Annotated in this window: 27 protein-coding genes; 14 read left to right on the forward strand and 13 right to left on the reverse strand. The window is 72.4% G+C overall.

Annotated elements, in window-relative coordinates:
• Nucleotides 1–56: 56 nt before the first annotated feature.
• The 3 genes from ACIBSW_RS38555 to ACIBSW_RS38565 are packed head-to-tail and all read left to right on the forward strand — an operon-like array spanning nucleotide 57 to nucleotide 2725.
• Nucleotides 57–356: a hypothetical protein gene (locus ACIBSW_RS38555; protein ID WP_354721805.1), complete on the forward strand. Its 300-nt coding sequence runs from the start codon at nucleotides 57–59 to the stop codon at nucleotides 354–356.
• 25 nt (nucleotides 357–381) lie between these two features.
• Entirely contained in the window at nucleotides 382–960 is a 579-nt protein-coding gene (locus ACIBSW_RS38560) for a PadR family transcriptional regulator (RefSeq protein ID WP_354721804.1), read from the forward strand.
• Between the two features lie 46 nt (nucleotides 961–1006).
• Nucleotides 1007–2725 carry an acyl-CoA dehydrogenase family protein gene (locus ACIBSW_RS38565; protein WP_354721803.1) on the forward strand — a complete coding sequence of 573 codons (1719 nt, stop codon included), beginning with the start codon at nucleotides 1007–1009 and terminating at the stop codon, nucleotides 2723–2725.
• Between the two features lie 27 nt (nucleotides 2726–2752).
• On the opposite strand, the gene ACIBSW_RS38570 is transcribed toward ACIBSW_RS38565, so the two are convergent.
• Nucleotides 2753–4327 carry a methyl-accepting chemotaxis protein gene (locus ACIBSW_RS38570; protein ID WP_354721802.1) on the reverse strand — a complete coding sequence of 525 codons (1575 nt, stop codon included), beginning with the start codon at nucleotides 4325–4327 and terminating at the stop codon, nucleotides 2753–2755.
• Nucleotides 4328–4439: 112 nt separating this feature from the next.
• On the opposite strand from ACIBSW_RS38570, the gene ACIBSW_RS38575 reads away from it, so the two are divergent.
• Both ACIBSW_RS38575 and ACIBSW_RS38580 read left to right on the forward strand, forming a co-directional pair.
• Nucleotides 4440–5288, forward strand: a complete 849-nt coding sequence (locus ACIBSW_RS38575) for an ABC transporter substrate-binding protein (protein WP_354721801.1) — start codon at nucleotides 4440–4442, stop codon at nucleotides 5286–5288.
• 79 nt (nucleotides 5289–5367) lie between these two features.
• Nucleotides 5368–7740, forward strand: coding sequence for a hypothetical protein (locus ACIBSW_RS38580; RefSeq protein ID WP_354721800.1), 2373 nt, complete (start codon nucleotides 5368–5370; stop codon nucleotides 7738–7740).
• Nucleotides 7741–7755: 15 nt separating this feature from the next.
• Here ACIBSW_RS38580 and ACIBSW_RS38585 read toward each other — a convergent pair whose 3' ends face one another.
• The gene (locus ACIBSW_RS38585) at nucleotides 7756–9423 is read right to left on the reverse strand and encodes a cellulose binding domain-containing protein (protein WP_404799590.1); all 1668 of its coding nucleotides are present in this window, start codon (nucleotides 9421–9423) and stop codon (nucleotides 7756–7758) included.
• Between the two features lie 279 nt (nucleotides 9424–9702).
• Between ACIBSW_RS38585 and ACIBSW_RS38590 the strand changes: the two genes are divergently transcribed.
• A complete protein-coding gene (locus tag ACIBSW_RS38590; protein ID WP_354730307.1) occupies nucleotides 9703–9891 on the forward strand; it encodes a hypothetical protein in 189 nt (62 codons plus the stop codon).
• Here ACIBSW_RS38590 and ACIBSW_RS38595 read toward each other — a convergent pair.
• On the reverse strand, nucleotides 9838–11145 hold the full coding sequence (locus tag ACIBSW_RS38595) for an O-antigen ligase family protein (protein ID WP_354730305.1): 1308 nt from the start codon (nucleotides 11143–11145) through the stop codon (nucleotides 9838–9840). The two genes, ACIBSW_RS38590 and ACIBSW_RS38595, sit on opposite strands and share 54 nt — an antisense overlap.
• Nucleotides 11146–11149: 4 nt before the next feature.
• Nucleotides 11150–12019 carry a hypothetical protein gene (locus ACIBSW_RS38600; protein ID WP_354730303.1) on the reverse strand — a complete coding sequence of 290 codons (870 nt, stop codon included), beginning with the start codon at nucleotides 12017–12019 and terminating at the stop codon, nucleotides 11150–11152.
• On the opposite strand from ACIBSW_RS38600, the gene ACIBSW_RS38605 reads away from it, so the two are divergent.
• The 3 genes from ACIBSW_RS38605 (at nucleotide 12018) to ACIBSW_RS38615 (ending at nucleotide 14346) form a co-directional block, all read left to right on the forward strand.
• A complete protein-coding gene (locus ACIBSW_RS38605; protein ID WP_404799591.1) occupies nucleotides 12018–12827 on the forward strand; it encodes an NADPH-dependent F420 reductase in 810 nt (269 codons plus the stop codon). The two genes, ACIBSW_RS38600 and ACIBSW_RS38605, sit on opposite strands and share 2 nt — an antisense overlap.
• Before the next feature lie 70 nt (nucleotides 12828–12897).
• Nucleotides 12898–13866 carry a hypothetical protein gene (locus tag ACIBSW_RS38610; RefSeq protein WP_354730299.1) on the forward strand — a complete coding sequence of 323 codons (969 nt, stop codon included), beginning with the start codon at nucleotides 12898–12900 and terminating at the stop codon, nucleotides 13864–13866.
• A 93-nt stretch (nucleotides 13867–13959) separates the two neighbouring features.
• A complete protein-coding gene (locus tag ACIBSW_RS38615) occupies nucleotides 13960–14346 on the forward strand; it encodes a helix-turn-helix domain-containing protein (protein ID WP_404799592.1) in 387 nt (128 codons plus the stop codon).
• On the opposite strand, the gene ACIBSW_RS38620 is transcribed toward ACIBSW_RS38615, so the two are convergent.
• From ACIBSW_RS38620 to ACIBSW_RS38660, 9 genes are all read right to left on the reverse strand, one after another.
• Nucleotides 14347–14964 (reverse strand): ATP-dependent Clp protease proteolytic subunit, encoded by a 618-nt coding sequence (locus tag ACIBSW_RS38620; protein WP_354730297.1) that lies wholly within the window; start codon nucleotides 14962–14964, stop codon nucleotides 14347–14349.
• A gap of 73 nt (nucleotides 14965–15037) precedes the next feature.
• Nucleotides 15038–15664 carry an ATP-dependent Clp protease proteolytic subunit gene (locus ACIBSW_RS38625; RefSeq protein WP_354730295.1) on the reverse strand — a complete coding sequence of 209 codons (627 nt, stop codon included), beginning with the start codon at nucleotides 15662–15664 and terminating at the stop codon, nucleotides 15038–15040.
• 94 nt (nucleotides 15665–15758) lie between these two features.
• On the reverse strand, nucleotides 15759–16916 hold the full coding sequence (locus ACIBSW_RS38630; RefSeq protein ID WP_354730293.1) for a GAF domain-containing sensor histidine kinase: 1158 nt from the start codon (nucleotides 16914–16916) through the stop codon (nucleotides 15759–15761).
• Nucleotides 16901–17569 carry a response regulator transcription factor gene (locus ACIBSW_RS38635; RefSeq protein ID WP_354730291.1) on the reverse strand — a complete coding sequence of 223 codons (669 nt, stop codon included), beginning with the start codon at nucleotides 17567–17569 and terminating at the stop codon, nucleotides 16901–16903. Before ACIBSW_RS38635 ends, ACIBSW_RS38630 begins: the two co-directional genes overlap by 16 nt.
• A gap of 298 nt (nucleotides 17570–17867) precedes the next feature.
• Nucleotides 17868–18602, reverse strand: a complete 735-nt coding sequence (locus tag ACIBSW_RS38640; RefSeq protein WP_354730289.1) for an HAD-IA family hydrolase — start codon at nucleotides 18600–18602, stop codon at nucleotides 17868–17870.
• Between the two features lie 5 nt (nucleotides 18603–18607).
• Nucleotides 18608–19543, reverse strand: coding sequence for a phosphoribulokinase (locus ACIBSW_RS38645; protein WP_404799593.1), 936 nt, complete (start codon nucleotides 19541–19543; stop codon nucleotides 18608–18610).
• Nucleotides 19540–20412 (reverse strand): phosphoribulokinase, encoded by an 873-nt coding sequence (locus ACIBSW_RS38650; protein WP_354729637.1) that lies wholly within the window; start codon nucleotides 20410–20412, stop codon nucleotides 19540–19542. Before ACIBSW_RS38650 ends, ACIBSW_RS38645 begins: the two co-directional genes overlap by 4 nt.
• Nucleotides 20412–21473, reverse strand: coding sequence for a class 1 fructose-bisphosphatase (locus tag ACIBSW_RS38655; protein ID WP_354729635.1), 1062 nt, complete (start codon nucleotides 21471–21473; stop codon nucleotides 20412–20414). Before ACIBSW_RS38655 ends, ACIBSW_RS38650 begins: the two co-directional genes overlap by 1 nt.
• A gap of 78 nt (nucleotides 21474–21551) precedes the next feature.
• Nucleotides 21552–22451, reverse strand: a complete 900-nt coding sequence (locus ACIBSW_RS38660; RefSeq protein WP_354729633.1) for a LysR family transcriptional regulator — start codon at nucleotides 22449–22451, stop codon at nucleotides 21552–21554.
• 87 nt (nucleotides 22452–22538) lie between these two features.
• On the opposite strand from ACIBSW_RS38660, the gene ACIBSW_RS38665 reads away from it, so the two are divergent.
• From ACIBSW_RS38665 to ACIBSW_RS38685, 5 genes are all read left to right on the forward strand, one after another.
• Nucleotides 22539–23972: a form I ribulose bisphosphate carboxylase large subunit gene (locus ACIBSW_RS38665; RefSeq protein ID WP_354729631.1), complete on the forward strand. Its 1434-nt coding sequence runs from the start codon at nucleotides 22539–22541 to the stop codon at nucleotides 23970–23972.
• A 10-nt stretch (nucleotides 23973–23982) separates the two neighbouring features.
• Nucleotides 23983–24408: a ribulose bisphosphate carboxylase small subunit gene (locus ACIBSW_RS38670; protein WP_354729629.1), complete on the forward strand. Its 426-nt coding sequence runs from the start codon at nucleotides 23983–23985 to the stop codon at nucleotides 24406–24408.
• Complete coding sequence (locus ACIBSW_RS38675) at nucleotides 24405–25337, forward strand: AAA family ATPase (protein ID WP_354729627.1); 933 nt, start codon at nucleotides 24405–24407, stop codon at nucleotides 25335–25337. The genes ACIBSW_RS38670 and ACIBSW_RS38675 overlap by 4 nt, the downstream gene beginning before the upstream one ends.
• Nucleotides 25338–25588: 251 nt before the next feature.
• Nucleotides 25589–26032, forward strand: coding sequence for an SSI family serine proteinase inhibitor (locus ACIBSW_RS38680; protein ID WP_354729625.1), 444 nt, complete (start codon nucleotides 25589–25591; stop codon nucleotides 26030–26032).
• 44 nt (nucleotides 26033–26076) lie between these two features.
• Nucleotides 26077–26484, forward strand: coding sequence for a hypothetical protein (locus ACIBSW_RS38685; protein ID WP_354729624.1), 408 nt, complete (start codon nucleotides 26077–26079; stop codon nucleotides 26482–26484).
• Nucleotides 26485–26509: the final 25 nt, after the last annotated feature.

The following is a 26509-nucleotide window of genomic DNA, read 5'->3' on the forward strand; positions in this document are numbered from 1 at the left end:
GGCGGCGGGACATGGTCCGATATGCGGGCAATAGCATCTGCCGCAGAAGGGGAGACATGAACAAGGCAACACGGATAGCAGCGATGGGCCTGGGCCTGCTCGCCGCTGCGACGCTCGGCACCGGACCGGCTCAGGCTTCGGCCTCGACCGGACAGGCGGCCCCGAGCAGCTCGGTCGCGAGCGGGCCGTACGACGAGTGGGACGAGGACGACGGGCTGTACAGCCCGTACTGGCCCGGCGGCTACGGCTATGGCGGGTTCGGCGACGGCGGGTACGCCGACGGCTTCGGCGACGGCTTCGGCGACGGCTACGGCCCCGGCCTCGGCGAGGACTACGGCGACAGCGTCGGGATCTAGCCGATCGGCGGTACCACCGAACGGCGTGAGGAATCGATTGCGGGCCACACCTGCCGCCCTGGAGCACGCGATACTGGTCTCCCTGCTGGAGCAGCCCGGGTCCGGATACGAGCTGGCCCGGCGCTTCGAGCGGTCCATCGGCCGCTTCTGGACCGCGACCCATCAGCAGATCTACCACGTCCTCAAGCGGATGGAGGCCGACGGCTGGGTCACGGCCGTCGAGATCGGCCAGGGCGGGCGGCCCGACAAGCGGTCCTGGTCCGTCGCCGCGCCGGGCCGGGACGTGCTCACCGCGTGGCTGCGGGCGCCCGTGCAGCCGGAGGCGGTCCGGCACGAGCTGGCCGTCAAGATCCGCGGGGCCGCGTTCGACGACGCCGACGGGCGCGCGGCGCTGGTCACCGAGGTCGAGCGCTACCGCGCCACCCACGAGGGCACCCTCGACCGCTACCTGACCGGCGAGCGCCGGGACTTCCCCGACGCCGGCGCCCTGGACACCGGGCAGCGCCTGCAGCACGTGGTGCTGCGCGGCGGCATCGCGTACGAGCGGATGGTGCTCGACTGGCTCGACGACGTCCTCGCCACGCTCCGCGGCCTCGACCGCTGACCTCGCCAACCACCCGTCACCCGCCCGCAGGAAGGGGAACGCCGTCATGGCGAACTCGCTGCTGTTCAACCCGCACACCTACGACCCCGCGCACCTCGACGCCGAGACGCGCAGGCTGCTGCGCGCCACCATCGACTTCTTCGAGAACCGCGGCAAGAAGGAGCTCCTCGGCAGCTACATCGACCGGGCCTGGTACGGCGACTTCCTGGACTTCGCCGCGAAGGAGGGCCTGTTCGCGACGTTCATGACGCCCGCGGCCGACGGCGACGACCCCGCCAAGCGGTGGGACACCGCCCGCAACGCCGCCCTCAGCGAGATCCTCGGCTTCTACGGGCTCGGCTACTGGTACACCTGGCAGGTGACCGTCCTCGGCCTCGGCCCGGTCTGGCAGAGCGCCAACCCGGTCGCCCGGGCGCACGCGGCGCGGCTGCTGACCGACGGGCACGTCATGGCGTTCGGGCTGTCCGAGCGCGGGCACGGCGCGGACATCTACGCCACCGACATGATCCTCACCCCGGACGCCGCCGGCGGCTTCGTGGCGAGCGGCACCAAGTACTACATCGGCAACGGCAACGTCGCCGGGCTGGTGTCGGTCTTCGGCCGCCGCGCCGACGTCGACGGGCCGGACGGCTACGTCTTCTTCGCCGCCGACAGCCGGCACCCCGCGTACCACCTGGTGCAGAACGTGGTGAACGCGCAGATGTACGTCAGCGAGTTCCGGCTCGAGGACTACCCGGTACGCGAGCAGGACGTGCTGCACACCGGCCGTGCCGCGTTCGACGCCGCGCTCAACACCGTCAACGTCGGCAAGTTCAACCTCTGCACCGCCGCCATCGGCATCTGCGAGCACGCGATGTACGAGGCCGTCACGCACGCGCACCGGCGGATGCTCTACGGCAAGCCGGTCACCGACTTCCAGCACGTGCGGCGCGAGCTCGTCGACGCGTACGCCCGGCTGGTCGCGATGAAGCTGTTCAGCGACCGCGCCGTCGACTACTTCCGGTCCGCCGGCCCGGACGACCGCCGGTACCTGCTGTTCAACCCGATGACCAAGATGAAGGTCACCACCGAGGGCGAGAAGGTCATCGACCTGCTCTGGGACGTGATCGCCGCGAAGGGCTTCGAGGCGGACACCTACTTCGACAAGGCGGCCAAGGACATCCGCGGCCTGCCCAAGCTCGAGGGCACCGTGCACGTCAACCTCGCGCTGATCCTCAAGTTCATGCCGAACTACCTGCTCAACCCGGCCGAGTACGCGCCGGTGCCGCCGCGCTTCGACCCGGCCGACGACGAGTTCCTGTTCCGGCAGGGCCCGGCCCGCGGCCTCGGCGCGATCCGCTTCCACGACTGGCGCATCGCCTACGACGCGCACGCGGACCTGCCCAACGTCGCCCGCTTCCGGGAGCAGGCCGACGGCCTGTGCGCCCTGCTGACCGGCGACGCGCCCAGCGAGGAGCAGCAGCGCGACCTGGACTTCCTGCTCGCGATCGGCCACCTCTTCGCGCTGGTCGTCTACGGCCAGCTGATCCTGGAGCAGGCCGAGCTGACCGGGCTCGACCGGACCCTGCTCGACGAGATCTTCGCGATCCTGGTGCAGGACTTCTCCGCGTACGCGATCGAGCTGCACGGCAAGGCCGCCACCACCGCCGAGCAGGCCGCGTGGGCGCTGGCGCAGGTCCGCCGCCCGGTGACCGACGCGGCCCGGACCGCGGCGGTGTGGGACCAGACCGTCGCGCTCTGCGGCGCGTACGAGATGCGGCCCTAAGCGGTCCGGACGGCGGCCGGGCCGCGCTCAGTGCCGGAACTTGTCGGACACCGTGCGCAGTTGCTGGGAGAGCTGGGACAGCTCGGCCGCCGCCGACTCGGTCTGGCTCGCCGCCTCGTGGGTCAGGTTCGTCGTGTCCGCCACCCGGGCGATCGACTCGGAGACCCCCGACGCCGACGCCACCGCCGACGAGATGCTCGCGACGATCTGCCCGGTCGCGTTCGTCTGCGCGTCCACCGCGTTGGAGATCGAGCGCTGCAGCTCGTCGATCCGGTCGATCACCGCGCTGATCCGGGTGATCGCCTCGAAGGCCTGCGCGGTGTCCGTCTGCATCGCCGTCACCTTCGCGGCGATGTCCCCGGTGGCCGACGCCGTCTCGCGGGACAGGTCCTTCACCTCGCCGGCGACCACGGCGAAGCCCTTGCCCTGCTCGCCGGCGCGGGCGGCCTCGATCGTCGCGTTCAGGGCCAGCAGGTTGGTCTGCTCGGCGATGGCCGTGATGATGCTGACCACCGCGGAGACCTCCTCGCTCGAGCTGCGTAGCCGCTCGATGGTGCGGTTGGTGGTGACCGCCAGCCCCACCGCCTCCTTGGCCACCGTGTCGGCCTCGGTGACGGCCGAGGTGATGTCCTGGATCGAGCCCTCCAGGCCCCGCGCCGCGTCCGTCGTCTGATCGACGCTCGCCGTCACCATGCCGATGTCGCGGCTGGCCGCCGCCGCCTCCGCCGAGGCCGTGCCGGCGCCCTCGGACAGCTGCCGGCTCGTCGCGGTCAGCTCCTCGGAGGCCGCCGCGACCGAGCCCGCGTTGCCGGCGATCTCGGTCAGCGCCGCGCGCAGCGAGCCGACGATCGCGTTCAGGCTCGCGCCGAGCTGGGTCAGCTCGTCGCTGCCCGGCAGGTCGGCGTCCACGGTCAGGTCGTAGGCCGCGATCGAGTTGGCCGCCGCCAGGCAGTGGTCCACCCGCCGGGCGATCCGGCGGCCCAGCAGCAGCGCGGCGCCGCCCAGGACCAGCGCGGCCAGCAGGCCGACGACCACGGTGAGCAGCTTCGCCCGGTCCGCGGCCGCGTTGGCCTCGTCGTAGGAGTCCTTGACCGCCACGGTGATCTCGGACCGCAGCGCGTCGAGGCTCGCCGCCATCTTCTTGTCGACCTCGTCGTACGCGGGCCGGGCGGCCAGCGCCGCCGAGCGGGTCGGGTCGGAGGCGACCCGGCTGGCCAACGTCACGATCCGCTGGCCGGAGGCGATGAGCTCGTCCAGGGTCGGCAGCACGGCGTCCGCCTGCTCGCGCATCTCGGGCAGGTAGCGGATCACGTCGTCGATGCCGGCCCGGGCCTGGGCCACGTTGGCGCCCATGCTGTCCAGCACCGTCTGACGTTCGGTCGCGTTGTTGGTCACCAGCGCGGACAGCACGTTGCCCCGGTACAGGGCCCGGGCCAGGTCGGCGGACTGGACCGCCTGCAGCGCCGCCGCCGAGTTGCGCGCCTGCGCCTGCTGGTCGGCCAGCGCCGACGTGCCGCGATAGCCGATCGCCCCGGCAACGATCACCAGCACGAACCCGATCACGGCGAGGCCGGCGATCTGGCGCCGGATGGTGAACGTCACGGGAACCTCCCTGACCGAAGATTAGCTGGAAAGCGCGCATATCGGGCACCTTCCGCTCAGCTCAGCCCACCGGGAACCGAAGAGATCAGTTAGATACTTAGGAGGTGTTCCCATGAAGATCGTTTCCCTGCTGCTGGGCGTCACGCTGACGCTGGCGGGCGCCGCCGGCTGCGCGGGCCAGGACGAGCCGGAGGGCGGCCAGCCCGTCGACCGCCTCGCCGAGGCCCGGGCCGCCCTGCCCGACTCGGTCAAGCAGTCCGGCGTGCTGGTCGGCGGCACCGACCCGAGCTTCGAGCCGATGACCTTCATGAAGGGCTCCACCTTCTCCGGCCTTGACGCCAGCCTCGGCAATGCCATCGCCGAGCGGCTGGGACTCAAGGTGAAGTGGCAGAACGTCGGCTTCGGCGACCTGCTCGACCAGGTCGAGGGCCACAAGATCGACTTCTCGATGTCGTCGATGTTCGACCGCGCCGAGCGGCAGAAGAAGGCCGACTTCGTCAACTACCTCAACGCCGGCACGTCGATCGTGGTCCCCAAGGGCCAGGGCGACATCGGCGGCATGGCCGGGCTCTGCGGCCGCCGGGTCGCCGTTCAGCCGGACACCGTCTTCGTCGAGATGGCCGAGGCGCAGAAGCAGGACTGCGGGAAGAAGGGCCTGACCATCGTGCCGACGGCCGGACCGTCCGTCGCCGTACGCGACGGCAAGGCGGACGCGGCGCTCAACGACTTCCCCATCGCCGCGCTGGACGTCGAGAAGATGCCGACGCTCGAGCTCTCCGGCCCGCAGATCGAGGCCATCCCGTACGGCATCGGCGTGGCGAAGGACCGCAGGGAGCTCACCGCCGCCATGCAGACGGCGCTGTACTCGCTGATCAACGACGGCACCTACGACCGGCTGCTGAACGAGTGGAAGGTCAAGGAGGGCGCCCTGCGTACGGGCGCCATCAACGGCGGCGCATAAGGGCTTGAGCCCGCCTTGAGCCCTGCTTGAGGCGGGCGCCCGACGGAATCCGTAACCGCCCCCCGACCACGGAGAACCGATGCCGCTGCCGTTCCCGCGCGCCTGCCGCGCGCTCGCCGTGGTGCTGCTGGTGATGCCGGCCCTCTCTGGGTCGACCGCGTACGCGCTCGCCGAGGAGCAGCGGCCGGAACCGGAGCCCACGTACACGCTCGCCGCGACGGTGAGCCCGGCGGCGATGACCGCGGCCGACTGCGCCGCCGATCCGCTCTGCGTCGCGGCGCCCGCCCCGATCGCCGGCGACAACCACCCCGCGCTCAAGAAGGCCATCACGGCCGCCGCCGCGCTGGCGGTGCCGGCCGAGGTCGGCGCGGACGGCGCCGTGCTGACCGCGCCGCGGCCGGCGACGGTCTTCCTGTCGCCGGGTGACTACCCGCTCGGCGCCGGCCTGCGCCTGCCGCCGAACGTCGACCTGCGGGGCAGCGGCCTCACCGCGACCACCCTCTCCATGATCACGTCGAGCTGGCCCAACTTCAGCTACAGCTTCCTCGTGCGCTGGAAGGACGACGCCGCGCCGTCGCCCGGCAGCACCAACCTCGTCTCCGACCTGACGGTGAACGGCAACTGCCGGGAGGGCGCCGGCGCACCGGAACCGGCCGACCTGCCCGTACGACCGGGCAAGGTCTGCGACTTCCGCGCCGGCGGCGCCGCGAACACCAACGTCGGCGGCGGCGTCAGCGTCGGCGACCGGTGGACGGTGCGCCAGGTGCGCTTCACCAACCTCGAGTACTTCAAGCTCTGGCTGCACAACGCCGAGGACGTGCACATCGTCGACAACCGGTTCGACAACTGGGGCGGCGCCGAGTCCGGCGACGAGGACAACATCGGCGGCGGCGGCCGCCACGACAGCGCGGTGATCGAGTACAACCAGTTCGACCGGACGATCCGCGGCAACTCGATCGACATCACCAACGCCGTCCGCACCACCATCCGGGCCAACGCCGTCTTCGCCGAGCGGGCCGTCGCCGTCGCGCGCAAGGTCACCGGGTACGGCGACATGTACCTCGAGGGCGTGCCGGAGGCCACCGTCTCCGGAAACTTCATGCGGGGCGGCCACATCGTGCTGCAGTCCAACGGCAAGTACTCGCACAAGGGCGCGAACAAGGACATCACCAACCCGCGCGGCTCGACCGTGAGCGGCAACCGCCTGTACGACTCGTTCGGCGCGGGCGTGACAGTGACCTACGACGACTACGCCGACGCCGACCGCACCTACGGCACCCTCGGCGACTGGGACACCCGCAGCACCGCGCCGGACGACCACATCGTGCGCCCGGGCGGCGGCAACGTCGTCCGCGACAACGTCATCGTCCGCCCGGCCGAGTCCGGCATCCTGATCGCCGGAATGATGGACCGGGTCAAGAACCGCCCCGACAGCATCACCGGCAACTCGATCCGCAACGCGGGCCACGGCGGCTCGACCGAGATGTCGACCGGCGGCGGCACGTTCGAGACCAGCGGCATCGGCGTCTCCATCGGCGACGGCGACCGGATCTACGGCAACAAGGTCGTCGACGACCGCACCCCGCACACCACCTGGTACGGCATCCAGCTCGGCGCCCGCAACGCCAAGAGCACCGTGACGAACACCGTGCTCGCCGGCCCGGCCGGTAAGCACGACACCACCGCCGGCGTGATCGGCGTCCCCCTGCGCCAGGCCGCGGCGGCCGCCGCCGCCCCGGCGTCGCTCATCGTCAAGGACAGGGTCCTGACCTGGGCGGAGTCGTACCCGACCGGCAACGCGCCGATCGCCGGCTACCGGGTGTACCGCGCGGGCGCACTGGTCGCCGAGCTGCCGGTCGGCAGCGCGGCGATCCCGGCCAACCTGGTCGCCAAGGCCGACGCCGGGGTGGAGACCGCCGCCTCCGGCTGGACCGCGGTCTCCAACACGCGGGTGGCCCGCCACCGCGGCACCGGCGCGCTGGGCGCCGGCTCGTTGTCGTTGACCGCCGTCGCCGCGGGATCCGTCAACGCCGCCGGCCGGCTGATCCCGGTCAAGCCGGGCCGGACCTACACCGCCGTCGCCTCGTTCCGGGCGCTGGCCGGGCCGGGGCGGTGGTCCCGCGCCGGTATCGAGTACTACGACGCCGCCAAGGTCCGGATCAACCGGCTCACCGGCCACAACCCCGCCACGGTCGACCGCGCCGGCAACTGGATCACCAGCGGCCACACCAGCGTCGCACCGGCGAAAGCCGCCTACGCCAAGGTGTTCGTTCAGGTCGACAAGGCGGCGGCCGGGAACGTGCACCTCGTCGACCGGCTCGGCCTGGTCGCCGGCACCGGCACGCAGCAGTGGACCGACCCCGCGGGCCGGCCCGGGACCGCGTACCAGGTCGTGGCCTACCGGCAGGGCGACGGCCAGCCGGGCTGGATGTCGAGCGTGACCGCGCCCTGACGGTGACCCCGCGGGTCAGGGCGAGCCGCAGGTGGGTGTCATCGGCGCGCTGGTCCCGGTGGCCTGGAAGCCGAACTCGGTGTACCCGCCGGCCGGTATCGACCCGTTGTACGCGACGTTGGTGAACTGGACCGCGCCGCTGGTGGCGCTGCGGTTGACGTTCCAGGCGTTGGTGATGGTGGCGCCCGCGGGCAGGGTCAGGCCGACGCGCCAGCCGTTGACCGCGACCGCGCCCGCGCTGACCCGCACCGTAGCCACGAACCCGCCGGTCCAGGCGTTGACCGACACCGCCGCGGTGCAGCCCGAACCCGTCGGCGGGGAGGTGGGCGGCGTCGTCGGCGGCGTTGTCGGCGGCGTCGTTGGCGGCGTCGTTGGCGGCGTTGTCGGCGGGGTGGTCGGCGGCGTGCTGGGCGGGCCGGAGCCGAGGACCGGGGTCTGCCAGTCACGCCACTCGGCCAGGTTGCCGGCCGCCTTGCTGGAGATCCGGATCGCGCCGGCCGCGCTGCCCGTGCCCAGCAGGTACTTCTGGATGTGCTGCTGCAGCGGGGTCCGCCACTCGGCCCGGTTGGCGCAGTGGTTGCCGTCCTGGATGTCGGACCAGTAGGTGATGTCGGCGCCGGCACCGAGCGCCTTGTAGACCTCCGCGCCACCGAGTGCGGCGACGCTGGCGGACCGGGGACCCAGGTTGACGATGTGCGGATTGTCCATGATGAACAGTCCCCGCGGTGCGACCATCGCCACCATCTCGTGCGTGTCGACGGGCAGTCGGGCCGGGCTGCCGGTGAAGGACCCGAACGCGTCGCCGAGCCACGGCTGCTCGCCGTACGCGCTGCTCAGGCTCTGCGCGCCCTCGCCGGGAATGCCGCGGAAGATCGGCGCGCCGGCGCTGCCCGACTCGATCGGCATGGTCAGGGCGATGCGCTGGTCGAAGGCGCCGATGACGAACGCGCCCTTGCCGAACCGGGAGCATCCGGTGACGCCGGTCGCGTCCGCCCGCAGGATCGCGCCGCCCGACTGCTCGATGACGTCGATGATGCGGCTGACGCCCCAGGCCCAGGCCATCAGCAGCCCGGTGGAGCTGGACGCGCCGTAGACGCTGTAGAACGCGCCCTGCTTGTTGTTGCGCGGCGTGCCCTCCTTGCCGACCGCGTAGGGGTCGTAGTTGATGACGGCCGCGCCGGCCGCCTTGATCGCGGCGGTGTCGGCGCCGAAGCCGCCGAGGACGACGACGGCCGGGAAGGGCCCGGAGCCGCTGGGCAGCTCGACCCGGGCGGAGAAGGAGGAGCTGCGGCCCTGGTGCGAGACGTTCACGGTGACGGCGGTGCTCGAGACGGTTCCCGTGACGCTCGCCGGCTTGGCGGGCTTCTCGCCGTACACGAACTTCTCGGCCAGCTTCTTGATCTCCGCCCGGCGGCACTGCCACTCGGCGGTGGTGGAGATGCGGGTGCCGTCCAGCTTCCGGAACGGGTCGGGGAGCTTGGCGTTGGTGGGCAGGGAGCCCGCGTCGGGCAGTCCGGGCACCGCGCAGCCGGCGCCCTCGTCCTCGACGCCGGCCGCCGCGGCGGCGGCGCGGGCGGGTGCGGAACTCGGGATCGACGTCGCCGCGCCGGCGACCGCGAGCGCCGTCACCGCCAGCGCGACGACCGTCGAACGGATCTTGAAGCGGCCCGATTCGGTGGTCACCGGGACCCTCCTTTCCGTGGCTGTCGGAAGCGATCCGCGCCCGGAACTTTCGGTACCGAGGCCATGGAAGCGCTCCCATGATGGATGCGTCCAGTGTTGAGCAACACATCGAACAATGTCAATCAGCACCGTTGCGGGCTCCCGCAAACAGCAGGATGAACAGGCGAACCTCTAGCCTCGGCCGCCACTGCGCCGGACTGACGTATCACCGAAAGTTGACGCTGCGTATATGGAACTTTCGGCGATGCCCCATTCGAGACGGCCTGTTAGCCTCGCATCATGATCTTTCTTATGGTGGTCGGGGCCGTGGTGCTCCTGGTGGCGATCGGCGCGGTGACCATCGTCGGCCGCCGCAACGGATCCGGCTCCATGCCCGCCGACAGCGCGCCCGGCTCCATGGCGGGTAACGGGCGGCTACACCTGGACCCGTCCAGCAAGCGGGACGACGGCACCGGCGGCACGTTCTGACCCATCGGCCGGTGCGCGGTTGACCGGCCCGTCGACCGCGGCCATGGCCAGCGCGATGCCGAAGCACATCAGCGAGAGGTTGACGTCCGTGAAGCCGTAGAACGGCGTGATCACCAAGGCGATCACCGGGACGACGCTGAGCCACTTGCCGGGCGCGCTGACCGCCGCGGCCAGCCGCCACGCGATGATCACGAACACCAGGACGAAGATCAGCACCGCCGGGATGCCGTAGCTGTACATCAGCAGCCAGAACTGGCCCTGCGTACCCAGCGGCTCGGCGCCGTGGGTGGTGTCGGACAGCCGCGGGCCGCCGTACCCGAGCAGCGGTGACCGCAACACCGCTTGGACCGTCTGCGCGTAGAGATCCGCCCGGTCGCCGGTCGAGTCGGTGTTCTCCACCCGATTCGAGATCAGGTCGCCGACCGGAACGACCAGCGTGGCGATCCAGGCCAGCACGGCGACGCCCGCGATCGAGGCGATCAACCGCACGTCACCGCGCAGCAGCGCCCGCAGGCCGAGATAGACCAGCCCGGCGCCGAGCCCGACGAACATGCCCCGGTTCAGCGTGAGAAACGCCGGCACCAGCGCGAACGGCAGCGAGACCAGCACCGCGACGCGGAGCGCGCCGGTGCGCACCGAGCCGAGGTACGCGACCATGCACGGCACCAGGACCGCGAACCCGGTACCCCAGTTGTTCGTGTACGGGTACGGCGCCGCGGTCCGGTAGTAGGGATTGCGGCCCAGCGCGTTGTACTCGGTCGCGTGGCTGTGCACCAGCGCCCGGATGCCCCGGTTGCCGGCGGCGCCGTCCGGCAGCAGCAGCTCGACCGGCGTCGTGATGGCGAACGTCGGCTTGAACACCCCGATCCAGCCCAGCGCCACCATGCCCAGCCAGTAGAGGCAGAGCGGCCCGAACATCCGCCGCCACCGCGCGCCGGCCCGGGCCGCGTTGTAGACGTACAGGTACACCACCAGCGCGGTGGCCAGGAAGCCGAGCTTCAGGCAGAACATGAACAGGCCGCTGGCCCGGTCCAGCCGGGTCACGCTGACCGCGACGAGCGCGAGCAGCACCAGCCACAGCAGCGAACCGGCCGGCAGGCCGACCCGGCCCCGGCTGACCAGCAGCACGGCCAGCAGCAGGCCGAAGAACGGCCAGAACAGGTGGAGTCCACCGAGGACCCACCAGAGCGGCATCAGGCCGAACATCGCGTACAACGGCCAGAGCGGCAGCTCCGCACCCCGGTTCGTGCGCACTCGGTCAGCCGCCGCGGTGGTGCTTCTTCACGAACGTGTAGCCGGGTGCGAGGTCGGCGTCGACCTGCGCGTTCTCGACGGCCCGTTCGTGGAGCGTGAGCTGCTTCTCCGACGGCTGCGCACCCGGCGGCAGCCGCCGGACGAAGCCGTTGACCCAGTGGTCGCGGCGCTCGGCGCCCTCGGCGCCCTCCGCGTCGTCGCCCGGGTACGGCGCCGGCTCCACCAGCGGCGAGTAGAACAGCAGCTCGGCGGGCTTCTGCCCGGCGACAGCCGGATAGCAGGGATAGCCCGCGGAGCTGACGCTGCCGGACACCCGGGTCAGATAGCCCTCGCGGATCAACTGGTCGACGGCGTTCCGGAGCAGGAACGACCCGCGGGCGCCCCGGCCGAGCCCACAGCTCGCGGCGAGGCCCGACTCGGCGAACACGGCGCTGCCGTCGGAGTAGACCCGGCCCAGCTTGCGCACCGCGTGCAGCACCTGCCCCCGGTTCGACCCGCCCGCGACGAACTCGCGGGTGACCACCCGCGGGTCGTACTCGTGGAAGTAGTCGACGCCGTCGATCCGCATCGGCTCGTCCAGGGCGGCGGTGCGCACCACGACCTCGTCCTTGGCGGCCTGCCAGGAAACCGTGACGAGCACGCCAGGCCGCAGGTCCGGCGGCCAGGCGAGGTCGACGAACTGCCACTCGACGTCGTGGCGCAACGAGGTCTCGAAGCCCTGGCTCACCGGCGTGATGCCGTGCACCCGGTGCTCGAGCACGAGCGGAATGCGCTCACGGTCACGCAGGGTGTCGACGCACTCCTCCGGCACGGCGCAGACGCCGCCGTCGAGATCCGCCTGCCAGAGGGCGAACCGACGGGTCACCTTCACCATGATCAACCTCCGTGTACCCGCGCGAACCGAAGATACCCCGCCGCCCCGACGGGCGGCCGCGGACCTGTGCCGCCGGTCACGGGCGGCCCGGATGCGGAATCCCGCGTGGTGGCCGCAGGTTCGCGCTGACATGACGACAATCGGACTCATCGGCAGCGGAAACATCGGCTCGACCGTGGCACGGCTGGCGGTCGCCGCCGGCTACGACGTCGTGCTCAGCAACTCCCGCGGCCCCGAAACCCTGCGGGACCTGGTCGCCGAGCTGGGCCCGCGGGCCCGGGCCGGCACCCCGGCGCAGGCCGCGACGGCCGGCGACATCGCCGTCGTCACCGTCCCGTTGAAGGCCTACCGCGACGTGCCGGCCGACGCCCTGGCGGGAAAGGTGGTCATCGACACCAACAACTACTACCCCGAGCGCGACGGCGTCATCGCCGAGCTCGAGGACGGCTCCGCCACCACCGGTGAACTGCTGCAGCGCCACCTCGCCGACGCCCACGTGGTCAAGGGCTTCAACAACATCTACTTCAAGCACCTCGCGACGCTGAGCCGCCCGGCCGGTGCGGCGGACCGCACCGCGCTACCGATCGCGGGCGACGACGCCGGCGCCAAGCGCACCGTCACCGGGTTCCTCGACCGCATCGGTTACGACACCGTCGACGTCGGACCGCTCGCCGAGAACTGGCGCACCCAGCGGGACACGCCGGTCTACGTCACCCCGTACGGCTCCTTCACCGATCCGGTAGGCACCCCCGCCGACGCCGGGACGGTACGGAAGGCGGTCGCCGCGGCCACACCGGACGCGGGCTGAACGCCGCCCGGGGCGGGGTGGGGCGCAATTGGGTGGCCCCGCCCGCCCCGGGAGGGCGAGCATGGTCGCCATGAGGGAACGGGCCGGGCCGCCGTTGCAGGGCGGGCTGCCGCCCACGGGGCCCGTGACCGGCGCCGTCGTGGAGATCGCCTGCGACGAGTCCGGGTTCTCGGGCACCAACCTGCTCGACCCGGCCACCCCGGTGATCACGCACGCGAGCGTCGACCTGAGCGTCGCCGAGGCGGTCGCCCTGATCGCCGCGCTGCGCTCCGGCTGGGTGCACTCCCCCAGCGAGTTCAAATCCGGGCGGTTCCTGCGCGGCCCGAACGCGGGCGCGGCGCCGGCGTGGTTCCTGGCCGAGCTGACCGGCCGTGCGCACGTGCACGTCGTCGACAAGGAGTACTACCTCGTCACCCGGATCGTCGACCTGTTCCTGGCCGAGCCGTCCTACGCGGCCGGCACCCGCCTGACCCAGGACCACCGCCCGGCCGCGCTCAGCCTGTACCGGGCCGGGCGCCCGGCCGGGCCCGGTTGGGCCGCCCTCCTCGCCGCCTTCGTCGACCTCGTCAGGACCAAGCGGCGGCACCGCCCGGACCACCGCAGCTTCGAGCGGTTCTTCCAGGCCCGGGACGCCCTGGTACGCGGCGGACTTCCCGCACCGGCCGCCGGCGTCCTCGACGGGCTGAGCCGGCCACGCGTGTGGGCCGTGCTGACCCGGCTGAGCGACGACGACCGGTCGATTCCGCCGCCGCTGGAGCCGATGCTGCCGGCGCTCGCCGAGACCGTCCTGTTCTGGAGCGGCGGGCGCCGCCGGGTGCTGGTGATCCACGACGAGCAGAGCGCTCTGACGGCCGGCCGGCTGACCCGCCTCCAGGCGGCCCTGGCCGACGGCGCCGGCCCGTCGCCGCTGGCCGGCCTGGTGACCGTCGACTCCCGGGACGACCCGCGGGTACAGGTCGCCGACCTGCTCGCCGGCATGGCCCGGCGCCTGCCGCGGCCGTTCCTCTCACCCACGTCGTTGTGGGATCCCGAGCGATGACGCGCGGCCCGCGGGTTCCGGCCTTCTACGCTGCTGGCGGAACCGGGTCGCGGCGGGTATCGGCGGCGCGGCGCCGATGGGTACCGTGACCGGATGGCGGACATCGCGCACATCGGTCCCGGCGGGCGGCCCCGGCCGCGGCCGCTGCTGCGCACCTACGTCGGCGAGGTGCTGCGCCGCCACCGGCGCGAGCAGGGCCGCACGCTGGCCGAGGTCGCCCGGGAGGCGTGCGTCTCGGTCCAGTACCTCTCCGAGGTCGAGCGCGGCCGCAAAGAGCCGAGCTCCGAGATCCTGGCCGCCGTCTGCGACTCGCTGCGGATCGAGCTGGCCGACCTGCTCGCCGAGGTGGGGCGCGATCTCACCGTCGACCGCGCACCCGTGTTCCTCCGGCTGGGCAACGCCCTGTCGCAGCAGCACCAGCACCGCGCGGCGGGGCCGCAGCAGCACGGCGGCGGCGCCGTCATGCTGCTGGCCGCCTGATCAGCCGGCCCCGGCCAGCCGGAACGAGCGCGCCGGGCGGGCGGTGATCACCTGGTCGGCGAGGCCGTACGCCACGGCCTGCGCCGCGGACAGCGTCATGCTCCGGTCGGTGTCGGCCCGGATCCGGGCGGCCGTCTGGCCGGTGTGCTCGGCGAGGATCTGATCCATCTCGGCGCGGACCTTCGCCACCTCCTTCGCCTCGACCGCCAGGTCCGGCAGCGTGCCGCGGGCCTGGCTCGACGGCTGGTGCAGCGTCACCTTCGCGTGCCGCAGCACCGAGCGCTTGCCGGGCGTGCCGGCCGCGAGCAGGGCCGCCGCCGCGGACGCCGCCTGCCCGACGCAGATGGTGGCGATGTCGCACCGTACGAAATGCATGGTGTCGTAGATCGCGGTCAGCGCGCTGAAGGAGCCGCCCGGTGAGTTGAGGTACAGCCCGATCTCGCCCTCGCCCGCGGACTCCAGGTGGATCAGCTGGGCGATCACCACGTTGGCGACGCCGTCGTCGATCTCGGTGCCGAGGAAGATGATCCGGTCCGAGAGCAGCCGCGAATAGATGTCGAACGCCCGCTCCCCGCTCGGCGTCTTCTCCACCACAGTCGGAATCGTGTACTGGCTCATGCCATCGCCTCCGCTGGCGCTCCGGCGATGCCAAGAGCTCGACACTGAGTTGATGATTCGCTCGCAAGCTCGCTCATGCGCCCAGCCCCACCCGCTGGCGGCCCATCGTGGGGCGCACGTCGTCGACGCGGTCGAGGATGTGGTCGATCAGCCCGTACTCGAGCGCCTCCTCCGCGGTGAACCAGCGGTCGCGCCGGCTGTCCCGCTCCACGGTCTCGATCGGCTGCCCGGTGTGCTCCGCGGTCAGCCGCAGCAGCGTGGCGCCGACCCGCTCGAGCTGCTCGGCGTAGATCTCGACGTCCGCCGCGGTGCCGCCGAAGCCGGCCGAGCCCTGGTGCATCAGGATCTGCGCGTGCGGCAGGCTGAACCGCTTGCCCGGCGTGCCGGCGGAGAGCAGGAACTGCCCCATGCTGCCGGCCAGCCCCATCGCCAGCGTGCTCACGTCGTTGGGGATCAGCCGCATGGTGTCGTAGATGGCCAGGCCGGCGCTGACCGAGCCGCCCGGCGAGTTGATGTAGAGGCTGATCATGCCGTACGGATCCTCCGCCGACAGCAGGAGCAGCTGACCGCAGAGCCGGTTCGCGACCGCATCGTCGACCTCCGTGCCGAGCACGATGATGCGCTGGTGCAGCAGCCGGGTGGCCAGCTGGTCGTCGATCGGGCCGGCGTTCCATTGCGTCATCCCGGTGGCAAGTTGCATGACCTTCTCCTCGAACTCGGCGGGCGAACCACTCGATCCACCATGGGACTCCCGCGGGCCGCGAACCAAGCCGATCTGCTGTCAGCAGAGCGGGTCAGAGGACGTCGGGGATCCGTACCTCGATCGTGGTTCCCTCGTCGTGCCGGGAGCGGACCCGCAGCTCGCCGCCGAGCAGGCGGACCCGCTCGGCCATGCCGCGCAGGCCGCCGCCGGGGTGCGCCCGGCGCGATTCCCCCGCGGCCGGCTCGAAGCCGCGCCCGTCGTCGGTGACGGTCAGCAGGGCCGCGCGCCCCTGCCGGCCCAGCCGGACCACGGCGCGGCTGGCGTCCGCGTGCCGGACGATGTTGTGGATCGCCTCCTGCGCCACCCGGAACAGCGACGTGGTGACGTGGTCCGGCAGCGGCAGGTCCTGCGCGTCGACCCGGATCGGCAGGTGTGGCACGTTGCGGGCCAGTCCGGCCAGGCCGGCCGAGAGGCCGAGGTCGTCGAGGATCGGGCTGCTGAGCCCGGAGATGGCGCTGCGGGTCTCGCCGTACGCGAGATCGGCCAGCGACGCCGCCGCGCCGACCTGCCGCGCGACGTCGCCGATGTCGCCGTCGCGCAGGGCCGCCTTCGCGGCCGACAGGTGGAAGCTGAGGCCGGCGATGGCCTGGGTGACCCCGTCGTGCAGGTCGCCGGCGATCCGCCGGCGCTCGGCCTCCTGCATCGCCACGGTGTCCGCGACCGCGCTGTCCCGCAGGCTCCGGTACCCGTCGACGGCCTCGGCCAGCGCGGACAGGCGTACGCGCAGCGCGACCAGGTCCGCCACCGCCTGCGCCGTGTCGACCTCGCCGGCGCCGAACGCGCGCCGCCGCCGGCTGAACACCGCCAGGACGGCGACGCATCCGCCGCCCGGCACCCGCGCGGGCACGCACAGCCGGGACACCGGGTCGCCGGCGCCGAGCCCCAGCAGCTCCCGGTGGCGCGGGTTGCGCGGGCGGTCGTCGACGAGCACGACCGGGATCCCGTCGGCCGCCACCCGCCCGGTCACCCCGAAGCCGCGCGGCAGCCGCAGGCCGGGCTCGCCGGGCGCGGGGTGGCCGCCGCCGAGCACCAGGTCGCCGTCGTCGGCCACGAGGAAAACCAGGCATCCGTCGGCGGCCAGCGCACCGGTCAGCGCGCCGGCCACCCGCTCCAACACCGCCGGCAGCGACGGCTCGCGGGTCACCCAGCCGCGGACCTGGTCGATGAGGTCGGTCAATGGAAGAGGCATTCGCGCAGCGCGACGGCGACGGCCGAGCCGCGGTCGTTGACCTCGAGCTTGCGGTAGAGGCCGCGCAGGTGCGTCTTGACGGTGTCGTCGCTGACCACCAGCCGCGCCGCGATGGCTTTGTTGGACAGGCCGCCGACGAGCAGCGCCAGCACCTCGCTCTCGCGCTGGGTCAGGCCGAGCCGCGCGCCGGGCCAGAACTCGCCGTGCCGCAGGTGCGCGGCGGCGGTCGCCACCCGCCCGGCGAGGCCGGGGTCGATGACGATGTCGCCGAGCTGGACGTTCTCGAGGTGGCGCAGCAGCTCGTCGCCGTCGATCCGCTTGAGCAGGTAGCCCGAGGCGCCGGCCCGCAGCGCCTGGTACAGGTGCTGCTCGTCGTCGTAGACGGTGAGGAACACGACCCTGGTGCCGGGTTCCGCGGCCCGCATCGCGCGGCACACGTCCAGCCCGCTGTCGCGGCGCAGCCGGATGTCGCAGAGCACCACGTCGGGCCGGTGCGTGGTGACGGCCCGCACCGCGCCGGCCTCGTCGCCGGCCGAGCCGACCACCTCGACCTCGTCCGGGAACCGGGCCAGCATGGCCCGCAGCCCCTGCAGCACCATCTCGTGGTCGTCGACCAGCAATACCCGGATCGGCGTGCGGTTAGGGCTGTTCACGGTGAAACTCCTCCCGGCGCGCACGGCATGAACGGTCGGGGATGAGGTCGAGCGCGGGTGCGGGCCGGGTCCGCCCGGTGCGGCGCGTGCGGCAGCCGCGCGGTCAGCCGCGGCGAGGCGTGGTCCAGCCGCGACCGCAACCACGTCCGGTCCTGCCGGTCGGTCACCAGCGCCGGACGTCGTTGCCTCGATGCCGGACCGATGCGCGGGCGGCTGGCCCGGTCATTGGTCGGCATTTGCAGGGAATAGTACGGGTACCATCGGTCGATGTCGAGGTGTCGTGATCGGACAGTCACGCTCAGCGCGCGCCGCGGCCCCGCCCCGCCGAGTGCAGCCGCCGCAGCGCGTCCGCGGTGACCCCGTCGCCGAAGACCCCGGGTGTGCCCGCGTCGGGCAGGTCCGTCGCCAGGTAGCCCGGCAGGACCGCCGCCGCACCGGGGAACGGCATGTCCAGGTGGTATTCCGAGGCCACCACCAGGCAGGTGATCCCCGCGGCGGTCGCGGCGGCCAGCCCGGGTGGGGAGTCCTCGACGGCGACGGCCTCGCGGGCGTCGACGTCCAGGCGGGACAGCGCCCGCAGGTAGACCTCCGGGTCCGGCTTGAGCTCGGCGACGTCGTCCCCGGTGACCACGGCGGCGAACCCGATGTCGTCGAACAGCCGCTTGAGCAGGATGCTCACCCACTCCCGGCGGCCGGTCGTGGCGATCGCGACGGGTACGCCCTGGTCGCGCAGCCCGGCCAGGAGCTCGTGCACGCCGGGGCGCGGGAACAGCGGGCCGGCGTGCAGCCAGGCGGCGAAGTGCGCGGTCTTGGTCCGGTGCAGGACCCGCGCCGCGCCGGCCGGGTCGCTCAGGCCCTGCTCCGCGAGGTACCACGCCAGCCGGTACCGGCCGCCGGTCACGGCCAGCAGCCGCCCGTACTCGGCCACGTCCCAGTGGAACGGCAGGCCGTGGTCGCGGAACGCCAGGTTGAACGCCTGGCGGTGCCCGTCGCGCTCGGTCTCCGCGAGGGTGCCGTCGACATCGAAGATCACCGCCTTCACCGTTGATAAACCTCCTGCATGAGGTGGAACAGCAGCATCTCCTGGGTGATCGCGAGCGGCTCGCTGTGCGCGCCGTCGGCGAGCCGGCCGAGCCCGCGGGGAAGCTCCCGCCCGCGACCGACGATCTCCCAGAGCGCCTTCGCCAGCAGCCGGGCCTCCTCCGAGGCCGCGCGCCCGCGAACCCGGAGGCGGTCGACCGCGTTGCCGTCGTCGTCGCGCACGACGCCCAGGTCCATGGCCGCGCCGGCGCCGCCGGCGAGCAGCCGCGCCAGGGGCGGGTGCTGGACCGTCGGGCGCAGCAGGAGCTCGGCGGTGGACGGCGCGCCCGGCGGGTCGGAGCCGTCCGGCGCCGTCGCGAACCGCACCACGATGTCGGCGAAGCCGCGCTGCGGGCGGATGTACGCGGCCGAGTCGGGCTCGCGCCGGGTGAGCTCGCGGCGCACCTGCGCCTCGGTGTAGCCCCGGGCGGTGGTGTCCCGGCGGATCTTCCACCGGTGCCGCAGCTCCTCCGGCACCTCGACGAAGACGGTGACGTCGAAGCAGGCGCGCGACAGCTTGGAGAAGAGCGGGAACAGCCCCTCGACGATGACGTACGGGCGCGGCCGCAGGTACTCGGGCCGGGCGAACGTGCCGCCGCGGTGGTCGTACACCGGCTTGAGGATCGGCTGGCCGATGGCGAGCAGCTGCAGGTGCTGTTCCATGATGTCGAGGTGGTTGGCCTCCGGCGACAGCGCGGTCAGCCCCAGCGCCGACCGCTGCGCCCGGTCGTACCGGTGGTAGTCGTCCACGCAGATCGACGTGCACTCCCCCGGGCCGATCGCCTCGGCGAGCCCGCGGGCGAGGGTCGTCTTGCCGGAGCCGCTGTCGCCGCCGACCGCGAGCATGACCGGGCGCGCGCCGACCGGCCCGCCGGCGGCGCGCGCCGCGGTCATGCCGGGATCCGGCGGCGCATCAGCCGCAGGATCATCGGGGTGAAGATCAGCTGCATCGCCAGCTCCATCTTCCCGCCCGGCGCGACGATCACGTTCGGCCGGGACATGAAGGAGTCGTGCAGCATCGACAGCAGGTACGGGAAGTCGATGCCCTTCGGGTCGGCGAAGCGGATGACCAGGAAGCTCTCGTCGGCGGTCGGAATGGTGCGGGCGATGAACGGGTTCGAGGTGTCCACGGTGGGCACCCGCTGGAAGTTGATGTGCGTCTGGGAGAACTGCGGGCAGATGTGGTGCACGTAGTCCGGCAGCCGGCGCAGGATCGTGTCCATCACCGCCTCCTCGGAGTAGCCGCGCTGGGTCCGGTCCCGGTGCAGCTTCTGTATCCACTCCAGGTTGATGATCGGCACGACGCCGATGCGCAGGTCGGCGTGGCGCGCCACGTCGGCGTCCGGCGTCACGATCGCGCCGTGCAGCCCCTCGTAGAAGAGCAGGTCGGTGCCGGGCGGGATCGGCTGCCACGGCGTGAAGGTGCCCGCGTCCTGGCCGAACGGCGCGGCCTCCTCGTCGTCGTGCAGGTAGCGGCGCAGCCGGCCGGTGCCGGTCCGGCCGTACTCCTCGAAGAGCTCCGCCAGCTCGGGGAGCAGGTTCGCCTCGGGCCCGAAGTGGCAGAAGTTCGGGTTGCCGTTCGCCGCCGCCGCGGCGGTCTCCTTCTTCATCTCCTCCCGGTCGTAGCGGTGGAAGGAGTCGCCCTCGACGATGGCGGCGGTGAGGCCCTCCCGGCGGAAGATGTGCTGAAACGTACGGGTCACCGACGTGGTGCCGGCGCCCGAGGAGCCGGTGATGGCCACCACGGGGTGCTCGGCCGACATCAGCCGGCCCGGAACATCGAGCGCACGTTGAACAGCGAGCCGTCGAAGCTCTCGTCGCCCGGCTGGTGGTGGTACCGCTCGACGCGCTCGACCTCGGCCCGCGAGCCGAACACCAGCGGCGCGCCCTGGTCCAGCCGCGCCGGCGCGAGCTCCATGGTCCGGCCGCGGCCGGTGCCGGCCCGCCCGCCCGCCTGCTCGACGAGGAACGCGATCGGGTTGCACGCGTGCAGCAGCCGCAGCCGGCCGGTCCGGCCCGGGTTGCTGTCGGCCGGGTAGAGGACGACGCCGCCGCGGGTGAGGATGCGGAACGCGTCCGCGACCAGCGACGCCACCCAGTGCATGGTGAAGTCCCGCTCCCGGGGCCCGCTCCGGCCGGCCAGGCACTCGCCGATGTACCGCCGCACCGGCGCCTCCCAGTAGCGCTCGTTGGCGCTGTTGATGGCGAACTCCCGGGTCTGCTCGGGCACCCGCATCCTCGGGTGGGTGAGGACGAACGCCCCGATGTCGCGGTCGAGGGTGAAGCCGTCGACGCCGTCGCCGGTGGTCAGGATGAGCATGGTCGCCGGCCCGTACAGGGCGAACCCGGCGCAGACCTGTTCGGTGCCGGGCCGCAGGAAGTCCTCGGCCCGCGGATCGGCGCCCGGGCGCGGGGTACGCAGCACCGAGAAGATCGTCCCGGCCGACTGGTTCACGTCGATGCCGTCCGACCCGTCGAGCGGGGAGAAGGCGAGCAGGTACTTGCCCCGCCGGTACGGCGCGGGTACCCCGACGATGCCGGCGCCCGCCGCGGACGCCGTTGCGGCCAGGTGCCCGCCCCACAGGGTCTCCGCCGTCATCACCTCGTCGCTCACCCGGGCCAGGCGCGCGGCCGGCGCCGCCAGCTCGCCGCGGTTGACCTGGTTGGCGATGATCTTCACGGCCGTGGCGATCGCGTTGAGCAGGCCGGAGAAGTCACCCGTCGAGTCGAGGTGCCGGTGCTCCTGCTCGATGGTGTGCCGGGTCAGCGTGATGCGCCCGGGCGGTGCGACCGGGCCGGCGGCGGTCTCGGTCAGGTTCGGCACGGCGGTCCCCCAACGGTCGGGCCGCGACGGCGGCGTCATGGGCTGCGCCGAACGTACGGGCGGTGCGGCCCGCGTGCCTCACCCGCGCGGGCGGGTGGGCGGATGAGATCGGGCCACCCGGAACGCCAGCTCGCCCGCGTGCCGCGGCTCGGTGAGGTGGCGCAGGAACAGCTCCGTGGTGGCGGTCGGGGCGGCCGTGGTGACCGCGTGCCACGGCCGGCTCAGCGGGGTGCCGGGCGCCGGGATCCGGCGCAGCGTGCCCCCGCGCAGCTGCGCCTCGACCGCGTCGGTGGACACGAGGGTGACGCCGAGGCCGAGCGCCGCCGACGACACCACCGCGCCGACCGAGCCGAGGGTCAGCAGCGGCGGGTCGAGCTGCATCCGCTGCAGCAGCGCGAGCGTCGCGTCCCGGGTGCCCGAGCCGGCCTCCCGCAGCAGCCAGTTCACCCGGGAGAGGTCCTCCTCCGCGCCCGGCGCGGCCACGACCACCATCGAGTTGGCCCGGGTGGCCCGGGTGACCTGGCCGGCGCCGGGCCGCCCGCCGATGACGACGTCCAGGCGGTGATCGGCGAGCAGCGCCGCGACCCGGTCGCGGACGCCGATGTCGAGGGTCACCTCGACCAGCGGGTAGCGCCGGCGGAACGAGGCCAGCAGGCCCGGGATGAGCGCCTCGCCGGCCGTGGTGACCGCGCCGATCCGCAGCCGCCCGCGCTCGGCGTCCACGCCGCGCCGCACGGCGGCGACGCTCTCGTCGAGCAGGCCGAGGATGCGCCGCGCGTAGCCGGCGTACACCTCGCCCGCCTCGGTCAGCCGCAGCCCGCGCCCGCTGCGCTCGAGCAGCACGACGCCGATCTCGCGGTGCAGCGCGGCCAGCGAGGCCGAGACGGCCGACTCGGTGACCGACAGCCGCTGCGCGGCGGCGCGCGCGGAACCGCACTCGACGATCGCCAGAAACGTCTGCAGCCGGATCGGGGTCACCGGCCCACAATAGACAAGCAAATGCTCAAGTGAACCCGGCGAAAGCTCGCTGGACGGATGGAGTGTGCGGGCGGCAATGTCGATCGCATGACCAGTGAGGACCGGTGGAACCCCGGCGTACGCAGCTACGCGAGCATGGGCTACTACGACGCCGACTACGTGCCCAAGGAAACCGACGTGCTGGCGGTGTTCCGGGTCACGCCGCAGCCCGGCGTCGACCCGGTGGAGGCGGCGGCCGCGGTGGCCGGCGAGTCGTCGACCGCCACCTGGACGGTCGTGTGGACCGACCGGCTGACCGCGAACACCCACTACCAGGCGAAGGCGTACCGGGTCGATCCCGTGCCCGGCCGGCCCGGCGAGTACTTCGCGCACGTCGCCTACGACATCGACCTGTTCGAGGAGGGTTCGATCGCGAACCTGACCTCGTCCATCATCGGCAACGTCTTCGGCTTCAAGCCGCTGCTCGCGCTGCGGCTGGAGGACATGCGGATCCCGGTGGCGTACGTGAAGACCTTCCAGGGTCCGGCGCACGGCATCGTGATGGAGCGCGAGATGCTCAACAAGTACGGCCGCCCGCTGCTCGGCGCCACCGTCAAGCCGAAGCTCGGGCTGTCGGCCCGTAACTACGGCCGGGTGGTCTTCGAGGCCTGCCGCGGCGGCCTCGACTTCACCAAGGACGACGAGAACATCAACTCGCAGCCGTTCATGCGCTGGCGCGACCGGTTCCTCTACTGCATGGAGGGCGTCAACCGGGCGATGGCCGAGACCGGCGAGATCAAGGGCCACTACCTGAACGTCACCGCGGCGACGGTCGAGGAGATGTACGAGCGGGCCGAGTTCGCCAAGGAGCTCGGCAGCGTCGTCATCATGATCGACCTCACCATCGGGTACTCCGCCATGCAGTCCATGGCGCACTGGGCCCGCCGCAACGGCGTCCTGCTGCACCTGCACCGGGCCGGCCACTCCACCTACACCCGGCAGAAGACGCACGGCGTGAGCTTCCGCGTCATCGCCAAGTGGTGCCGGCTGATCGGCATCGACCACGTGCACGCCGGGACCGTGGTCGGCAAGCTCGAGGGCGACCCGGCGACCACCCGCGGCTTCTACGACACGCTGCGCCTGGACCACATCCCGGCGAACCCCGCGCACGGCATCTACTGCGACCAGGACTGGGCCAGCATGCCGGGCGTCATGCCGGTCGCCTCGGGCGGCATCCACGCCGGCCAGATGCACCAGCTGGTCGAGCTGCTCGGCGAGGACGTCATCCTGCAGTTCGGCGGCGGCACGATCGGCCACCCGATGGGCATCGCGGCCGGCGCCGAGGCGAACCGGGTGGCGCTCGAGGCGATCATCAAGGCCCGCAACGAGGGCAAGGACCTGCTCCGGGAGGGTCCCGGCGTGCTGCGCGCCGCCGCGCAGCGCTGCGGTCCACTCGACGCCGCGCTCTCCACCTGGGGCGATGTCACGTTCGACTACGCCGCCACCGACGCGCCCGATGTCATCGCGACCGCGAGCCGATAGGGGACAACGCATGTACCTGCGCCACGGAGCCTTCTCCTACCTGCCCGAGCTGACCGACGGCGAGGTGTCCGCCCAGATCCGGTACGCGCTCGACAACGGCTGGCCGGTCTCGATCGAGTACACCGACGACCCGCACCCGCGCAACGTCTACTGGGAGATGTGGGGCCTGCCCCTGTTCGACCTGGCCGAGCCCGACGCGGTGCTGCACGAGATCCACGACTGCCGCGCCGCGTTCCCGCGCCACTACGTGCGGGTGCTCGCCTACGACGCGCGGCTCGGCCGGCAGACCACCGCGCTGAGCTTCCTGGTGCAGCGCCCGCCGCACGAGCCGGGCTTCCGGCTGGAGCGCACCGAGGCCGGCGACCGGGTGCAGCGCTACGCCCTCCAGCCGTACGCGACCGAGGCGCCCGCCGGCGCGCGCTACTCGCCCGAATGACCGGCGGGTTCTCGATGCGTCCCGGCCCGGCGGCGCCGGAGCCGGACCTCCTGGCCGGGGACGCGGTCATCGACATCAACGCCGACGAGGGCGCCGCGCAGGCCCGCGCGGTGCTGGCCGGGTTCGACCGCGAGACGGTCGGGCTCACCGCGGTCAAGCGGCGCCTGGCCGAGATCGCGGCGCTGCTGCTGGTGAGCCGGGCCCGGGCCCGGTTCGGGCTGTCGGCGAGCAGCCCGTCGCTGCACATGAGCTTCACCGGCGGGCCCGGCACGGGAAAGACCACGGTGGCTTTGCGGATGGCCGAGCTGCTGCACGGGCTCGGCTACCTGCGTACGCCGCGGGTGGTCGCGGTGACCCGCGACGACCTGGTCGGCCAGTTCATCGGGCACACCGCGCCGAAGACCAAGGAGGCGATCGCCCGGGCGGCCGGCGGGGTGCTGTTCATCGACGAGGCGTACTACCTGCACCGCCCGGAGAACGAGCGGGACTACGGCCAGGAGGCGGTCGAGATCCTGCTCCAGGAGATGGAGTCCGGGCGCGGCTCCCTGGTGGTGGTCTTCGCCGGGTACGCCGACCGGATGGAGAAGTTCCTGTCGTCCAACCCGGGGCTCAGCTCGCGGGTGGCGCACCACATCCGCTTCGACGACTACAGCCACGACGAGCTGGTCCGGATCGCCGAGCTGATGCTGGCGCGGGACAGCTACCGGTTCACCCCGGACGCGCGTTCGGCGTTCGATTCCTATGTCGAGCTGCGGATGGCGATGCCGCGGTTCGCCAACGCGCGCAGCATCCGCAACGCGCTCGAACGGTGCCGGCTGCGCCAGGCGATCCGGCTCGCCGCCCTCGGCGGACCGGTCGGCCTCGCCGAGCTGACCGAGCTGACCGCCGCCGACGTGCGCGGCAGCAGCATCTTCGCCCAGGCGGGGTAGCGCCGGTTTGCCCGATATCGCCCGTCGGTGCCGAGTGGGCCCGGCCCGGCGGGCGATATCGACCGATGTGAAGTTCCGTTGAACCGATCAACCGCGCGCACTGCGACAACGCAATCGTGATATTAAATATTCGCATTCTATTTACGAATATGCAGTGCGCCGAGTTGACGCTTTCTCGGGAAAAGCTTAACGTATGGGCGATCCATTCGAGCGAATCGCGGACGTGCCCTCCACAAGAAGGATGCGTCCCGATGAGCCGTGCCTTCCACAAGGAGGAATTCGTGGTCCCCATCCATCACATCGGCGTGCTGGCGACCAGCCTGTCCACCACGGCCGCACTGCTCGCACCGGGCGCGCCCGCCGCTGCGGCACCGGCGGCCCCGGCACCCAGCAGCAGGCTGGTCCTCGCCGTGTTCCCCGCGGGGCAGGAAACCGGGCCGATGCGGCTGGCAACCCTGCAGTGCGACCCCGACGGCGGCAGCCACGCGGCCGCGGGATCGGCCTGCGACGATCTGCACAAGGTCAACGGCGATCTCACCGCACTCGCCGACGACGATGCAATTTGCACGCGGGAATACCGCCCGGTGACCGCCATTGCGAGGGGCACCTGGCAGGGCGACCCGGTCGCCTACACCGAGAGTTTCCCGAATCATTGCGTCCTGCTCAGCGCGACGGGCGAAGTATTCAATTTCTGAACGCCCACCCCGGAAATTTCCACGCCTGAGACGAGGACTTTGCAATGAAGCAGCTGTTCCGCAACCTGACGATGATCGCCGCCGCGCTGACCGCGCTGCTCACCGCCACCCCGGCCGCCGCGGCCGCGGCGCCGTACACCGAGTCGATCACGGTGACCCGCTCCGGCGGCTTCGCCGGCCACACCGACTGGTACGGGGTCGATCAGACCGACCGCGGCGAACGCGCGCAGGAGGCGCTGAGCGTGACCGCCGAGCGCCGGTTCCGCGCGCTGCGGCCGGCCTACCTGCCCGCCAACCCCTGCTGCGACCGCTACCGCTACGAGGTGGTCGCGCGCTACAGCGACGGCACGGTCAAGACCGTCGTCACGATGGACGGCGTGCCCGGCACGCCCGACGTGCTGATCGAGGTGATCGACCTCGTCACGACCGCGGGAGACCTCGCACAGGCGTAACGGTCCGTCAGCCGGCGCCGGCCCG

Origin of the sequence: Actinoplanes sp. NPDC049668 (assembly GCF_044465445.1) — a bacterium.
Taxonomy (GTDB): Bacteria; Actinomycetota; Actinomycetes; order Mycobacteriales; family Micromonosporaceae; genus Actinoplanes.